At 54.4% G+C, this 15975-nt stretch carries 7 protein-coding genes; 3 read left to right on the top strand and 4 right to left on the bottom strand.

Features of this window, described 5'->3' with window-relative positions:
- Positions 1 to 38: 38 nt before the first annotated feature.
- The 4 genes from FAES_RS04885 to FAES_RS04900 all read right to left on the bottom strand — a co-directional run bounded on the left by FAES_RS04885 (position 39) and on the right by FAES_RS04900 (position 8777).
- A complete protein-coding gene (locus FAES_RS04885) occupies positions 39 to 3590 on the bottom strand; it encodes a VCBS repeat-containing protein (RefSeq protein ID WP_229364425.1) in 3552 nt (1183 codons plus the stop codon).
- 7 nt (positions 3591 to 3597) lie between these two features.
- A complete protein-coding gene (locus FAES_RS04890; protein WP_015330092.1) occupies positions 3598 to 4152 on the bottom strand; it encodes a hypothetical protein in 555 nt (184 codons plus the stop codon).
- A gap of 94 nt (positions 4153 to 4246) precedes the next feature.
- Entirely contained in the window at positions 4247 to 5752 is a 1506-nt protein-coding gene (locus tag FAES_RS04895) for a RagB/SusD family nutrient uptake outer membrane protein (protein ID WP_015330093.1), read from the bottom strand.
- Between the two features lie 19 nt (positions 5753 to 5771).
- On the bottom strand, positions 5772 to 8777 hold the full coding sequence (locus FAES_RS04900; protein WP_229364426.1) for a SusC/RagA family TonB-linked outer membrane protein: 3006 nt from the start codon (positions 8775 to 8777) through the stop codon (positions 5772 to 5774).
- 538 nt (positions 8778 to 9315) lie between these two features.
- Here FAES_RS04900 and FAES_RS04905 point away from each other — a divergent pair.
- From FAES_RS04905 to FAES_RS04915, 3 genes are all read left to right on the top strand, one after another.
- On the top strand, positions 9316 to 12294 hold the full coding sequence (locus FAES_RS04905) for an FAD-binding and (Fe-S)-binding domain-containing protein (RefSeq protein WP_015330095.1): 2979 nt from the start codon (positions 9316 to 9318) through the stop codon (positions 12292 to 12294).
- 128 nt (positions 12295 to 12422) lie between these two features.
- Entirely contained in the window at positions 12423 to 14399 is a 1977-nt protein-coding gene (locus FAES_RS04910) for a M1 family metallopeptidase (protein ID WP_015330096.1), read from the top strand.
- A 189-nt stretch (positions 14400 to 14588) separates the two neighbouring features.
- Entirely contained in the window at positions 14589 to 15944 is a 1356-nt protein-coding gene (locus tag FAES_RS04915; protein ID WP_015330097.1) for a vanadium-dependent haloperoxidase, read from the top strand.
- The last annotated feature ends 31 nt before the right edge of the window (positions 15945 to 15975 follow it).

A 15975-nucleotide genomic window follows, 5' to 3' on the forward strand; every position in this document is an offset into this window, starting at 1 on the left:
CCCACAGGCCAGGTGCAGGCGATTGGCTGAAAAAAGGCTCACCGAACCCGGCTCAATACGGGTCTGGCGTCATTGATAAGGCTCAGCAGGTAACGCTGTTTCCCAATGGTCAACGGGCTGATCTGCTTAACTTCGCCGTTAGTCAGGTAGCCGCTCTGCCGACTCGACAGCACCTGAAACGTACCCTTATGATTCATCAGAACCAGGCCCTGACAGGCGTCGATCATGCCTAATTGAGGCGTGAAATGGGTGAAGTTGCCACCCAGCACGAGGTCTTTCCGGCCATCGTTGTTGAGGTCTTCGCAGGCAATGGCGTTTACGCAGGTCATCTGCACGGCGGCGGGCAGATCACGCACCGTAAAATGAGGCTCACCACCCGGCCCTTTGCCATCGTTTATGGCAACAATGGAACGGCGATACGTAAGCGTTTTGACCTGTGCCTTGTCGAGCACGTCGGCGGTAAACAGGTCCTGTAGCGATTTCGTAGCGTAATCGCTGTGTTTGAGGATTTTGGTTTTTAGAAACGGAAACTGATCGGCCATTTCGCGTTTCAGGAATACAGGTATGTCGCGCCCGTCGATCGTTTTGGTGGTCACCTTGTCGAGGATACCATTCTTGTCAAAATCGTTGACCCAGAGTTTCAGCGGGTGGTCGGCGTCGGCAGCTAGGGAAAAGTTATCACCGAGGTTACCCAGCACCAGATCGTTATCCCCATCGCCATCGAGATCGGCCACGGCTACGCTGCCCCACAGTCCGTTGATGTTGGCCAAACCCGTGTTCAGTTTTGAAAAACGACCATTGGCATACCCAAAAACAACCGGCTCCATCCAGTCGCCAACAACCACCAGTTCGGCGCGGCCGTCGCCCGTCAGGTCGGCCCAGGTGGCATCGCGTATCATGCCCGCCTTCGTTAGCTCAGGCGCAAGGCGCGGGGCTACATCGGTAAACTCGCCCACACCGTTGTTCTGGTACAGGTAACTCGTTGGGGTAACACCATACTCTTTGGGGTAACTGCGGCTGCCCACAAACAGGTCAAGGTCGCCATCATTGTCGAAGTCGTAGGGCGTCACCACGGCGGTGTTCATGGTGGCGGGTGGCAAGGCGCGGGCGTTCAGCGCAAACTGCCCTTTGCCATCGTTCATGAATAGACGATCGCGCAAAGTACCCGACCCCGTAGGAGCTTCGTTGCCGCCGCTGCCTACATACAGATCGAGATCGCCGTCCTTATCAGCGTCGAAGAAGAGGGCGGCCGTGTCTTCAAAGTCCTTGAACTGGGCCATCGACGGCTGGGTTGAGACTGTGAAACCGCTGCCCGTTTGCAGGTAGAGCTGTCCGCCCTGCCCCCTCGCTCCGCAAATGTAGACATCCTGCCGACCATCGCCGTTAACATCGCCAATGGCCGCTTTGGGGCCTTCCTGCGACAGCTTCATCGGGATGTTCCGCTCGTCAAAGAAATCTTCGTACCGATCCTCCAGGTGCGGGGCAAACGGTGCAGGTACGTCGGTGAGGAGTAAAGACCCCGCCCCCAGCCCCTCCCCTTGAACTAAGGGGAGGGGAGAACCCTCGCGGAGCTTTTGCTCCCCTCCCCTTGAACTAAGGGGAGGGGCTGGGGGTGGGGTCTTTGCATCCTTGTGGGCCAGCGTCAGTGTTGTGCCCGCTTTAGGCGTCCGCACCAACGTACTACGATCGTCGGGCCAGGTGACGCGTACGGAATCGATGCGGGGCAACGTACCCAGCCCAATGGTCTGTACGTATTCGGTGCTCGACTGGAAACCGCGCGAGGGCGCAATGTACCGGCTGATGATCTGTCCGTTGGCAAACACCTCGATCTTCGACCCGATCGCATAGGTGTTCTGGCCATCGCCGGTCAGTTTTACTTTCAGGAATTGGTTACCCGCGGCCTGCTTCTCGGCGTGATTCTGGTACACAAAGCAGGGTTGGTTAACATTGTTGACGACCAGATCGAGGTCGCCATCATTGTCGAGATCACCGTAGGCGGCCCCGTTGGAGAAACTGGGCTCATCCAGGCCCAGCTCCGCCGCTTTTTCGGTGAAGCGCAGGTTCTTGTTGTTGCTAAAGAAGCAGTTCGGAATGGGCCGTGACGGCATATTCTTGACGATCTCATCGAACTGCTTTTTCTCGCCCGACAACACCATTTTCTGAGCTACCTCGTTGGCGAAGAAGTCAATAAAATCCTGATCGATGATATCGTTGTAGATGCCATTGCAAACAAAGAGATCGTTGTACCCGTCGTTTTCGGCATCGAATAGCAAGGCGCCCCAACTCCAGTCGGAAGCGGCAACACCGGCGTAATTAGCGATTTCGCTGAACGTGCCGTTCTGGTTATTGAGTTGGAGGCAGTTTTGCTGAAGCTGCTTATAAAACCCTTTGTCGCGTTTCAGCCCGGCTACGTAATGGTTCTCGAAGGAAGTCGTGGTTTTGAGTCGTAGCTCATCGCGCGGTAGCATTTCCGTCGTGAAGATTTCCGCATAGCCATCGTTATTGATGTCGCCCATATCGGCCCCCATCGACGCGATGCTCAAGTGCTTCATCCGCTGCTCGATTTCTTCCTTGAACCCTGTATGCCGACCTGCCGCGTCGTGCTGATTGATGTACAGGTAGTCTTTCTCGAAGAAGTCGTTCGAGACGTAGATGTCGGGCCAGTTATCGCCGTTGACATCGCCGATGGTCACGCCCAGCCCAAAGCCAATCAGGCTGCTGTAAATGTTTTCTTCCTTAGAAACGTCAACGAAGAGCGGGGCTGTGGGCGTGGAGCCAATGGCCTGGGTGCCCTTTATTCTCCGTTCCACGCTCATATTGCGCATTAACCGGTCGCCGCCGCCTTTCAGAAAATCCTTGACGGGCCACTCACTGGCGGGCAGGGAGCGGTTATTTTCGAAGTTGAGCGTGTTGACCGGGATGAAACTGTTGTTCAGAATGTAGCAGTCGAGATCGCCGTCTTTGTCGTAATCGAAAAAGGCGGCGTGCGTTGTGTAGCCGTTGTCGTCGAGGCCATATTGGTGCGCTTCTTCTTTAAACGTGGGAACGCCATCCGGGCCATTGCCCTGGTTGATGTACAGTTCTTTCCGCTGATCGACCCCTTTCTGGTAACCCGCGTAACAGACGTAGATGTCGAGTCGGCTGTCGTTATTGATGTCGACCATCACGACGCCCGTTCCCCATTTACCCTTGCTACCAACGCCAGCCTGCTCCGTGACGTCGTCAAACGTCCACGGTTTGCCGCCCTGCTTGCCCCGGTTGATGAACAGCTTGTTTGACCCCATGTTGGCGGTAAAGAAAACATCCGCCCAGCCGTCGTTGTTGAGGTCGCCGATGCCGACGCCGCCCCCGTTGTAGAAGTTCCGGTAGTTGAAAATGTTGAAGTCGGCCTTGTTTTCGACCTTGTTCTGGAAATTGATGCCAATGGCCTCGTTGTCCATTTTCTCGAACAACGTGTCTTTAGCAGGGCCTTGACAGGCCGTAAAGCCAACCGTAAAAAGTAGCAAACAGGCGGCTGTTTTTAGGCAATTGAACGGCTTATGTAGTTGGGTGGCCATCCAGAAAGGCCGCGGAAAGAAGGTGCGTATCACAGGTTGGTTAGAAAAAAACGCTCGCCTCGGGTAAGCTTTCCAGCTTGACGGGCGGCCGTTTATAAATAATGTCAGCCGTTATATCATTCCACTTTTCGGGCATAGCCATGTGCGCATACTTGCCACCTTTGCCCTCGATGTGGATGATGATTTTCTCGCGCGACAGGTGATCGACGGTAATGATACCGTCGGTCATGAGGTAGCCGATGCCGTATTGATTGGCCTTATCGGTAATTCGGCCCATCATAACGCTGGCATTTAGCTGGTTATTGGCGTAAACGGGCTTGCTAAATGGCTTGTTGCTGTACCAGTGTTCACCATTAAAGGTAACGATCACGTTGCTCTCAAATTGGTCGAACAGGCTGATTTTGAAAAATCGATCGCTGGCGGCGACGGTGCCGGTAAAAACGGACGAGTCCGGGTAAAAGGGTTGGCCGTCGATGGTTACCCGAATGCGGGCCTGACCATCCTTCAGCGATTTTAGTATCTCATCCTGGCTAACGGAGGGTTTACAGGCAAAACTCAGGATACCTATCCATACTACTAATCCTACTTTCCACATAATTGGGATAAAGTTACAGCGCAAATGGGGATTCTACTGAAAGCAAAAATGCCCGGCTGAGCGGGCATTTTTGTGTCATGGTATGACTTGAAGTCTAGTAACCCGCGTTCTGCTTCAAATTCGGGTTCGAAGCGAGTGCGTCAGACGGGATCGGGTACAGCACCGTGTTTGCGCTCTTATTGTCGACGCCCGTGCCAGTGGTGAATTTGCCGTAACGAACTTCAACGGTCCGTTTGCCACCTTCCCAATACGTTTCACGTCCGATTTCATCGAACATCGTATCTTCAGTCAGGGCGGTCAGGGTTGACGCTTTCCGGGTAGCCCGTAGCGCGTTTACGGTTGCCAGCGCAGCTGCCGTGTTTCCGCTGCGCAGTTGCGCCTCGGCCTTCATCAGATACGCATCGCCGTAGCGAATGAGGATGTACTTGTTGGCATCGGCCGGGTGGTATTTGATTACGCGGATACCTTTATCCGTAGGGCAGCCCGACAGAACGACGTCGCGGGTAAACTGCAGGGGCTTGTTGGCCCGGCTGTCGTTCAGCGCTTTGCCTTTGTCATCGTATTGCTGACCGATCAGGAACCCTTTGCCGATACCTGAGAATTGCGTACCATCTTTTTTCGCAGGAATGCCTTTCCGCATGTCGTTATTCTCAAACTTATCGTAGAAGTCAGCCAGCGTGGTGAAGCCATTCCAGCCAGATGGATTCTGATCGTAGTGGAGGGTCATCATCCAGCGGTTCTGCGGGTTACCCTGCGCACCGGTCAGGATAATTTCGTTGGCGGCACTGGTCGTAAAGTTGTCGAAGTAGTTGGGATTCAGTTTGAAACCCGCCGCCGTGATGGCATCGACGTACTTCACTACATTATCCATATCAGCCTTGTCGAAGGTGTAGGGGCCTTCTGGCTTCGTTGACTTGTACACCGCTTTGTTCAGGAACAGCTTAGCCAGCAGGTAGTTGGCCGATGCCTTGCTGGCAACAGCGTTCTCGGCGGCTGTAGCACTGGCTTCAGAGAGCGCAGGAAGTGCCTCGGTCAGGTCTTTGACAATGAAATCAAAGGCTTCCGAGCGAGTCATTACCTTCGGGTTGTCGTTAACGCCCTGATTAACATCGCGGTAAGGTACTTGTCCCCAGTAATCCATGACGTGGAACATGTTCCAGGCACGCAAAAACTTGGCCTGAGCTACCTGAGCCGGCGTCGAAGATGACGTAGCAATGATCTGCGTGGTTTTGAAAACCTCTGAGTTCAGGTTATTCCACGAGTTCAGGATACCTGAGTGGGTGGCATCCCACGTGTGCTGATCCAGTGTACGCCATACCCCATTATCACCCCAGTCGACCCCGCGGGTAGGCGGAATCATTTCGGCAGTGGTATGCACACCAAGTGAATAAATGTTCGCCTGGTCAGAGAAGTTGTTACCGAGGTTATTGTAAGAGGCTTGCAAGGCGTCTGCCACATTGGGCAGACCGGCAAACGTACCTGCCGAAGACGCTGGAACCACAATGGATGAGGTTTCCTTTACGGTCAGGTCCGTACAAGCCGACATAGCGGCAATAAAAGCGCCAGTCGTTAGTGCACTAAGTACTAGACTGTTTTTCATGTTAGTAGTTGCTTACGATTTAGAAAGTGAATGTAGCGCCTAGCGTGAACGTGCGGGCACGGGGGTAAGCCGTGTAGTCGATACCCAGCGAGGGTACACCGTTCAGCGACTTGTTCGTGTTTACTTCGGGATCCTGACCCGTATAGCTCGTCAAGACAAACAGGTTCTGGCCCGTGAGGAAGAGACGTACATTTGACAATGTTGACGAGTTTTTCGGGTTGATACGGTACCCAATGTTGACGTTCTGCAGCCGGACAAATGAGCCATTCTCCAGAAAACGGGTCGACACGTCAGGTGCGTTGAAAGCGCCTTCTGCCAGGCTAGGTACGTTACGGGTTACGTTACGACCGTTGTTGTAAGAGCCTTTGGTGAAGTAGGCATTGGCCGTGTTGTTATAGACGTAGTTACCGGCAACAGCGTTGAAGAACAGGCTGGCCGTCCAGTTGCCATACCGGAAGTTGCTGGTCAGGCCACCCGTGAACTTCGGAATGGGCGATTTGCCAATGAACTTCTGTACGTCACCACCGATGTAAACCGAGTTGCCGGCTTCGTCGTAGCCACCAAACTCACGCAGGAAATACGCGAAAAGCGGCTGGTTGTTGGCGATACGTTCAGCATATGCACCCGTCAGCCCCTGGCCACTGATGGCACCCGTGTTGATGATGCCACCGTAGTTTTTGAGGATGTTGTGGTTGTAAGCACCGTTCACGCTGATATCCCAACCGAAGTTTGTCTTGTCAACAGCTACGTAGTTCAGAGCGAGTTCAACACCACTGTTGATTACATTGCCATCAATGTTTTTCCAGACGAATGGGGTCAGTGCAGGCTGCGCAGAGGCTACCTGAATGAGCAGATTCTGCGTGTTTTTCTGGTACACATCAAGGCTACCCGTCAGGCGGTTGCCCGTGAAGGCAAAGTCAATACCACCGTTGATTTGCGTAGCGGACTCCCACTTCAAGTCGGGGTTCGGGAAGGCCTCTGAGTTAAGCCCGCCTCCCGATACGTTGCGACCGCCGGTCTGAATCGTGTACTCACCATAACGCTGCCGTTGTACGTACAGGTTGTGGGGGATCGACTGGTTACCTGTTACCCCGTAACCAAAGCGCACTTTGAGGTCGGCGAATACGTTTTTCGGGATGAAATCCTTGTTGATCAGCTTGTAAGCTACAGCCGCCGATGGGAAGTAACCATACTTATAGTTCGGTCCGAAACGGGTTGAACCGTCAGCGCGCAACGTACCCGTCACGATCAAATCGCCAAGACCCAGGTTTACCCGGCCGAAGTAAGATTGCAGTTCATCCTTCGTGTAGTTCGTGTTGGCAATGACGCTACCAATCAGGTTCTTGTTCGGATCTGAATTGTAGACCGTCGAGGCCGAAGCTGCGTTCTGAATCATCAGATCCAGGTCACTCGTCAGGAAGTTAGTTGCCGATGCTTTCTGGTAGAAGTAATCGAAGCTCTGGTAAGAGTACCCCAACAGGGCGCTGAGATCAACCTTGCCCAACTGCTTGTTGTACGTGAAGTAGTTCTCCCACAGGTTGTTGTCAATCTGAATATCCGTCAGGTACAGGCGTCCCTGATTCTGGATGTCCTGATACCCCAGGTCACGCGAGAAGGCCGACTTCCGCGACGACATCGACTTGTCAAAACCGTATACCGTTTTGAATTTCAGACCGTCCAGGATTTCGAATTCAAGGTTGATGTTACCAACGGCCCGGAGCGTCTTGGTGTTGTCTTTCGACAGGCTCAGCAGGGCTTGCGGGTTGGGTTCAGCTACGTTGGTCGACTGGTAGAGTGAACCATCGGCGTTATAGACAGGCAGCGTCGGGTTCGACTTCAGGATACCGGCCAAGAGGTCACCCTGGTAACCGGCATTGTCGGTAACGGGGATGTTGCCATCCTTAGTTTGCGATACCGTAGCCTGCACACCAATGTTCAGCCGGTTATTGATGAACTTTTTGTTCCCATTCAGGCCAATGCTAATCCGGTTTAGCGAGCTCTTCTGCATGATACCCTGCTGATCGAGATACCCCAGCGAGAACCGGTAGTTGCCCGTATTATCGCCGGCTCCGTAGGCCAGGTTTTGCTGGTTGGTTACGCCGGTGCGGAACAGAATGTCCTGCCAGTCGGTGCGGGAGCCACGGTCGTTAGAGGGCTGCAGCTTGGCATATTCGTCCGGGCTTAACAGGTCGTACCGCTTTGTAATGTTGCTGATACCAATTGAGGGCGAATATTCAAGCGTTCCTTTGCCACCTTTGCCTTTTTTGGTCGTAATCAATACGACACCATTGGCGCCCCGTGCCCCGTAGATGGCCGTAGCCGACGCATCTTTCAGAATGTCCATCGACTCGATGTCGTTGGGGTTCAAGAAGTTGAGGGGGTTACGGGCTGATGAGCTGCCGATCCCTGAGTTATCACCACCCGACGAGGTTTCGTCGCCGCTGAGGGGAACGCCATCAACAACGAAAAGTGGGTTGTTACCATTCCGAACCGACGATGTACCCCGGATACGGATGTTGATCGGGCCGCCCGGCTCGCCGTTGCCCTGCGTGATCGCCACACCCGGCACACGGCCCTGCATGAGCTGCTCAGGCGAGATGATTACCCCCTTGTTGAAGTCTTTGGTACCGATGGCGTTGACAGCGCCGGTCAGGTCCTTCTTCTTAACGGTACCATAACCGATAACGACAACCTCATTCAGCGTTTTGTTGTCTTCCTGCAGAGTTACGTCGATCGTTGACCGGTTGCCAACGGTAATTTCCTGATTTTCAAACCCTACAAAGCTGTATACGAGTACGGCGTTATTCGCTGCATTAATCTTGTAATTCCCGTCGGCATCGGAGTTGGTACCCCGTGTTGTGCCTTTCACACTGATACTTACGCCCGGCAGGCCCCGCCCACCTGCATCCTTCACTTTACCCGATATGCTGTTGTCTTGGGCAAACGTCAACTGGCTGCTCAATGTCAGCAATAGTATGAGCATTGCCAGAGCGCCTGCTTTCAGAAAGACCAGGGCAGGCTGCATACGCCGGGTGGTTACGGCGCTACCTACTAAGTAGGAATTGTGCATCATAGGTTTAAAAATGGTTAGCAATAGATTTTGGTAAACATTTATCACGATCAGGGTTAAGCCTTATTTCTAAGTAAAAAGCAAGTAGTATTCTGGTTGTGGTTGCTATGCGCAGAATCGCTCTACACTGCATTTCTAGGAGAAATTATTGCCGTAAGCCCTGAAATGAGTGGCGAATTACAATAAATAGTTAGTAAGATACAATAGAAAGATAATTAAAATTAGTCGTATTAATACGCATGTAATGTACTGTACTAATTGTAAATATTGACACATGTACTTAATGATTTACATTAATTGAGTATTTTTTCTATATAGGTAATGAGCTAATTATCAGTAAAACTTTTTGGCTCTATTGTCGAGGCTACCGCTGTATGTCGGCTTCTATGGGGTAAGATATGTGCGGGTCTCTAGTGTGCTTTTATCGTACCTTTATCCACCAGAAATAGTCCCACGGATGCCCGCCAGGGTTTCTGTTCATTGACCGTTACGAATGATTGCTCACGACGAATCAATAGTCTTGCCCGCCGACTATACCGGCGACTTTTTCACTGACGATACGCTACGGACCCTTTACGCCACCGATGCATCGGCCTATCGCGAGATGCCCCGCGCCGTGGCCATTCCCCGTACGGTTGACGACCTGAAGGTTTTAATTCGGCTGGCACAACAGCAGGGAATACCCCTTATTCCGCGTACCGCCGGTACGTCGTTGGCGGGTCAGGTTGTGGGCGCGGGTATTGTGGTAGATGTGTCGAAACACTTCACGAAGATTCTGGAAATCAATCCCGACGAGCGCTGGGTACGTGTACAGCCAGGTGTTGTCCGGGATGAACTGAATCTGTTTCTGAAGCCCTACGGCCTTTATTTCGGGCCCGAAACCAGCACCGCCAACCGGGCCATGATTGGTGGTATGGTGGGTAACAATTCATGCGGCTCCAACTCAGTGGTGTACCGGGCTACCCGTGAGCATACATTGGCCGTGAAGGCGCTGCTGGCTGACGGATCGGAAGTGGCGTTCAGTAGCCTATCGGGTTGGGACTACACCAAAGCCGTGGCCGAAGCGAGCCGTAAGGTCGGGCAAACCCCCGCCGACCAGCCCACGCTGGCCGATCAAATTCTGCTAAAAACCAATGCTATACTGGCCAATCCGACGAACCAGGCCGAGATACGGGCGCAGTTCCCGAAACCCACGATTGAGCGCCGCAATACCGGTTACGCGCTTGACGAACTCCTTAACTGCGAGCCGTTTACGCCGGGTGGTGAGCCGTTTAACTTTTGCAAGCTCATTGCCGGTTCGGAAGGGACACTGTGCTTTCTAACCGAAATCACGCTGAATCTGGTGCCGCTGCCGCCCAAAGAAGGGGGCCTGGTGTGCGTGCATTGCCACACCATCGACGAGTCGTTGCGCGCGACGCTGGTGGCGTTGAAGTATAAGCCGCAGGCCGTTGAACTGATTGACGACATCATTCTGGAGCGGGCCGATTCCAACGCCGAGCAGCGTAAGAATAGCTTCTTCGTGCAAAAAACGCCCACGGGAGGCTTCCCAATTATCCTGGTTGTCGACCTGTCGCGGGCCACGCGGGCGGAGGTGGAAGAAGCCGCCGTGCAGATGGAAGCCGAGATGCGGGCGGCGGGGCTGGGCTACCATTACCCGCTACTGTTCGGCGACGATACCAAAAAGATCTGGATCTTACGGAAAGCCGGTCTGGGCCTGTTGGGCAATTTACCCGGCGACGAAAAGGCGGTGGCGGTTATTGAAGATACGGCTGTCGACGTCAACGACCTGCCCGACTACATCCGCGAGTTCAACGAGATTTTGAAAACCCACAACATGGCGTCGGTGCACTATGCCCACGCCGGTTCGGGCGAGTTGCACCTGCGGCCAATCATCAACCTGAAAACAGCCGAGGGCCATCGCCAATTCCGGCTGATTGCCGAGGAGATCGCCACGCTGGTGAAGAAATACAACGGCTCGCTGTCGGGTGAGCACGGCGACGGGCGGCTGCGGGGCGAATTTATTCCGCAGATGGTGGGGGCGCACAACTACGAACTCATGCGGCAGGTGAAGCAGCTTTGGGACCCCAAGGGCATCTTCAACCCCGGCAAGATCGTCGACACGCCGCCGATGGATACGTACCTACGTTACGAGGCCAACCAGCAGACGCCCGATTTTCAGACGTACTTCCGGTATCACGACCAAACTGTGTTGCAACATGCCGAGCAGTGCAATGGCTCGGGTGATTGCCGCAAAACAGAGCTATCGGGCGGAACGATGTGCCCGAGCTACATGGCGACCCGCAACGAAAAAGATACGACGCGGGCACGGGCCAATATCCTGCGCGAGATGCTGACGCGTTCGCCCAAGGAAAACCGCTTCGACCACGACGAGATCAAGAAGGTGTATGACCTCTGCCTGTCGTGCAAGGCCTGTAAGTCAGAATGCCCCTCTAATGTGGACGTGGCGAAACTGAAGGCGGAGTTCCTGCAACATTATTACGATGCCAACGGCGTGCCGATCCGGTCGCAGCTGGTTGCCAATTTTGCGCGGTTGTCGGGGCTGGCCAGTTACGTGCCCTGGGCCTGGAATGCTGTGCTGGGTACGTCGGCGCTACGCCGGATCGCCAACCGGCTCGTTGGTTTCCACCCCGACCGTACCATGCCGTTGCTACACAGCACAACGCTCTCGGCCTGGCTTAAACGTACTTGGCCAACGGCGCCCGAAAACAAACCCGTAGGCGGCAAGAAAGTGTATCTGTTTGCCGACGAGTTCACCAACTTCAACGACGTATCGGTAGGCCAGAAAGCCGTTCGGTTGCTCGGTAAGCTGGGATATGAGGTGATCCTGCCCGAGCATGGCGAAAGTGGGCGGGCAGCCCTCTCGAAGGGGATGCTGAAATACGCGAAAAAGCTGGCCGAACGGAATATTCTGGCCCTGCGCGGACTGGTCACCGACGACAGCCCACTCGTTGGCTTGGAGCCCTCGGCCATCCTGACCTTCCGCGACGAATACCCCGATCTGGTCGATGTGTCGCTGGCTGAGGATGCCCGGCAGATCGCCAAAAATGCGTTGACGTTCGAGGAGTTCATCGCCCGCGAGCTGGATAACAAACGCATCGATCCGCAGGTATTCACGGAGGCGAAGCGGCTGGTGAAAGTGCACGGCCACTGCCAGCAAAAAGCGGTGTCGAACATGGCCCACAGCAAGCGGATTCTGGCCTTACCAAAAAACTACACCGTGGAGCTGATCCCGTCGGGCTGTTGCGGAATGGCGGGCTCATTTGGCTACGAAAAAGAGCACTATGAGGTGTCGATGCAGGTGGGTGAGTTGGTGCTGTTGCCGACGGTACGCGAGCAACCGGCCGACGTAATCATCGCCGCCGCCGGTACGTCGTGTCGCCATCAGATTCACGATGGGGCGCACCGCACAGCCCTTCATCCGGCGGAGGTGCTGTATGAGGCCCTGCGGTAAGAAGTGGGCGGCAACGTACCCAGAACCGTCTATCCGATACTCGCCTCATAGTTCGGCGTATCCTGTTATTTTTACAAGTAAATAGGTACGTTACCCTCGTTGGTGACGCTGCCGCAACGCTGTTTTCAATGAAAAAACTACTTGTCGCTGCCGCCTGCCTCGTAAGCTGGCAGGGTTTGGCACAGACATCTTCGTCAACTAGTAGCACCGCGGGCTACGACCAGAAAGCCCTTTTTCACCCGCTGTTCAACATGCAGCCGGGCAACGATTACCGGACGGGCAGCGGTGCGCCGGGGCCACGCTATTGGCAGAACCGCTCCGATTACAAAATCAACGTTAGCCTCGACGACGTGCAGAACGTGGTGACGGGCGAGGTGGAGATCACCTATAAAAACAACTCACCCGAATCGCTCAATTACCTCTGGTTGCAACTCGATCAGAACGCGTTCAGCGATACGTCGCGGGCAGCCAAAACAACGCCCATTCAGGGGGGGCGCTTCGGGAACAAAGACTTCAGCGGTGGCTTTGGCATCACGGCCGTGCAGGTGGAACAGGGCGCGAAAAAGTTTGCACCCGCCAACTACGTGCTGACGGATAGCCGGATGCAGGTGAAACTGGGCGAGGCCATGAAGCCCGGTGGCGATGTGGTGAAAGTAAAAATCACGTACTCGTTCAAAGTGCCCGAATATGGCTCAGACCGGATGGGGCAGGTGAAGCGCCGCGACGGGATCATCTATGAGCTGGCGCAGTGGTATCCGCGTATGTGCGTATACGACGACATTCAGGGCTGGAACACGCTGCCGTACCTCGGTGCGGGTGAGTTTTACCTCGACTATGGCGACATCGAGTACGCCGTCAACGTACCCTGGAACCACATCGTCGTGGGGTCGGGCGAGTTGCTGAACCCGACGGAAGTGCTGACGGCCGAGCAGATCAAGCGGCTGGCGCAGGCGCGGCAAAGCGACAAAACAGTCATTATCCGTAGCAAAGACGAGGTAAATAACGCCAACACGCGGCCCAAACAATCGGGGCGGCTGACGTGGCGGTTCCGGATCAACAACACCCGCGATGCCGCCTGGGCTTCGTCGAAGGCGTTTGTGTGGGATGCCGCCAAAATCAACCTGCCCAGTGGTAAAACAGCACTGGCCCAGTCGGTCTACCCGGCCGAAAGCGCGACCAACGATTCGTGGAACCGCTCGACAGAATACGTCAAGCACAGCATTGAGTTTTATTCTGGGTACGTCTACGAATACACGTACCCGGTGGCTACCAACGTAGCTGGTATCGTGGGTGGTATGGAGTATCCCGGCATCGTTTTCTGCGATCACCGCGACAAAAACGACGGGCTTTTCGGCGTAACCGACCACGAATTTGGGCATAACTGGTTCCCGATGATCGTGGGTAACAACGAGCGGAAATACGCCTGGATGGACGAAGGTTTCAACACCTTCATCAACTTCCTGTCGCTGGCCGCCTTCAACAAAGGCGAGTACAACCGGGAGCGCGGCACCATGCACGATGTGGCCCCGGCCCTTTATCAGCCTAAAGAACCCATCCTGACGATCCCAGACGTGCAACCGGCGCAGGCGCTGGGTATTCTGGCGTATTACAAACCCGGCATGGGGTTGCGCATTCTGCGCGAAAGTATCCTCGGCCCCGAGCGGTTCGACTACGCGTTCCGGCAATACGTAAACCGGTGGGCGTTTAAACACCCTACACCGCACGACTTCTTCCGGAGCATGGAAAATGGCGCGGGTGAAGACCTGGGCTGGTTCTGGCGGGGTTGGTTCTTCGAGACCTGGAAACTCGATCAGGCTGTGAAGAACGTACAGTACCCCGAATCGCCGGAGAAAGGCAGTGTGATCACGATCGAGAATCTGGACAAGCTGGCGATGCCGGCGGTCATCGAGATCCAGGAGAGCAACGGGAAGAAGAGCCGGGTAAACCTGCCCGTCGAAGTATGGCAACGCGGCGGTACGTGGAGCTTCCGGGCCAACACAACGACGCCCATCAGCCGGGTTACCATTGACCCCGACAAGAAACTGCCTGACTATAACCCCCGCAACAACGTCTGGAAAGGGGAAACCACCAGTCAGGGGAATTAAGTTGCCAAACCTATCAAACCTATAAGGTCTCCAAGACCTTATAGGTTTAGATTTTTACACGGAAGCGGCCATTACCAGTCTGGTAATGGCCGCTTTTGCTGTAGTCAGACTTTCACGATCCCTCTTTATTTTGTTAATTTTGTAAGATCGGTTCGCCGGTGCGTTACTCTTGTTTAACCAATTACAGAGATGAAGAAATCACGGCTCCTTGGCGGGTTGTTTGCCTTGTGCCTGTTGGTGTTGGCTGGTTGCCGGAAATCGGCGTCACCGGCCGAATACATGCCCAAAGCCAGCAATCCCGAGCGATACAATGCCTGCCTGGATAAGCTGACACAGGTGGTCATCCACGACATTTTCTCGCCGCCGGTTGCCAGCCGTATTTATGGGTATGCTACGCTGGCTGGCTACGAAGCCATGGCGCCCTTCAACGCTAATTACGAGTCGTTGAGTGGTAAGATGAAAGGCTTTAGCAATGCCGCCAAGCCCGAAGCCGGTCAGGAATATTGCTACCCGATCGCTGGTGCCAAGGCATTTCTGACGGTAGCCCGGGCGCTGACATTCTCGGCCAACTTCTACGACGAATTCGAGCCAGAGTTCTACAAGCAGTTCGAAACCGATGGCGTCCCCGAGGAGGTTCGTGAACGGTCGATGGCCTACGGCGAAGCTGTGGCCAAAAATGTGCTCGAATTTGCCGCGAAAGATCATTACAAACAGACGCGGGGCTTCAAACACACCGTCACCAATGAAGATGGCACCTGGGTGCCCACCCCGCCGGCCTACATGGATGCTGCCGAGCCCAAGTGGAATAACATCCGCTGCTGGACAATGGATACCTGTAACCAGTTTATGCCACCCCGCCCCTATACCTACAGCATGGCTAAAGGTAGCCCCTATGAAAAAGAGGTTATGGAGGTGTATGAAACTGGCAAAAAGCTAACCAAAGAGCAAAACGACATTGCCTATTTCTGGGATGACAACGCCTTTGTGATGAACGTAGCCGGGCACGTGATGTATGCGTCTAAGAAAATGACACCGGGCGGCCACTGGCTGGGAATTGCCCAAACAGTGGGGCGGCAGCAGAAGCTGGATCTGATGCGGATGGCCGAGGCCTATGTGCTGACCTCTTTTGCGCTGGCCGATGGCTTCATTGCCTGCTGGGATGAAAAGTACCGCAGCAAGACCGTTCGGCCCGAAACAGTCATTAATAAATCGATTGATCCGAAGTGGGCGCCCTTCCTGCAAACCCCGCCCTTCCCGGAGTATCCGAGCGGACACAGTACCATTTCTGCGGCCGCGGCTACCGTATTGACCCAGTTGATGGGCGACAGCATTGCCTTCACCGATTCAACGGAATACAAATACGGCCACGGGGTACGTGCGTTCAAATCTTTCAACGATGCGGCCAATGAAGCGTCAGTTAGTCGCCTGTACGGCGGTATCCACTATCGGTCAGCGCTGGATAACGGGGCTGCCATGGGTATGAAAGTTGGGCAACACGTGCTCGAACGAGCTAAAACCCGTAAGGAAGGGGTAGCGTCGAAGTAGGTTTACTAAGAAAGGGTCAACGTAACTGGTA

Origin of the sequence: Fibrella aestuarina BUZ 2 (genome assembly GCF_000331105.1) — a bacterium.
In the GTDB taxonomy this organism is placed as follows: Bacteria; Bacteroidota; Bacteroidia; order Cytophagales; family Spirosomataceae; genus Fibrella; species Fibrella aestuarina.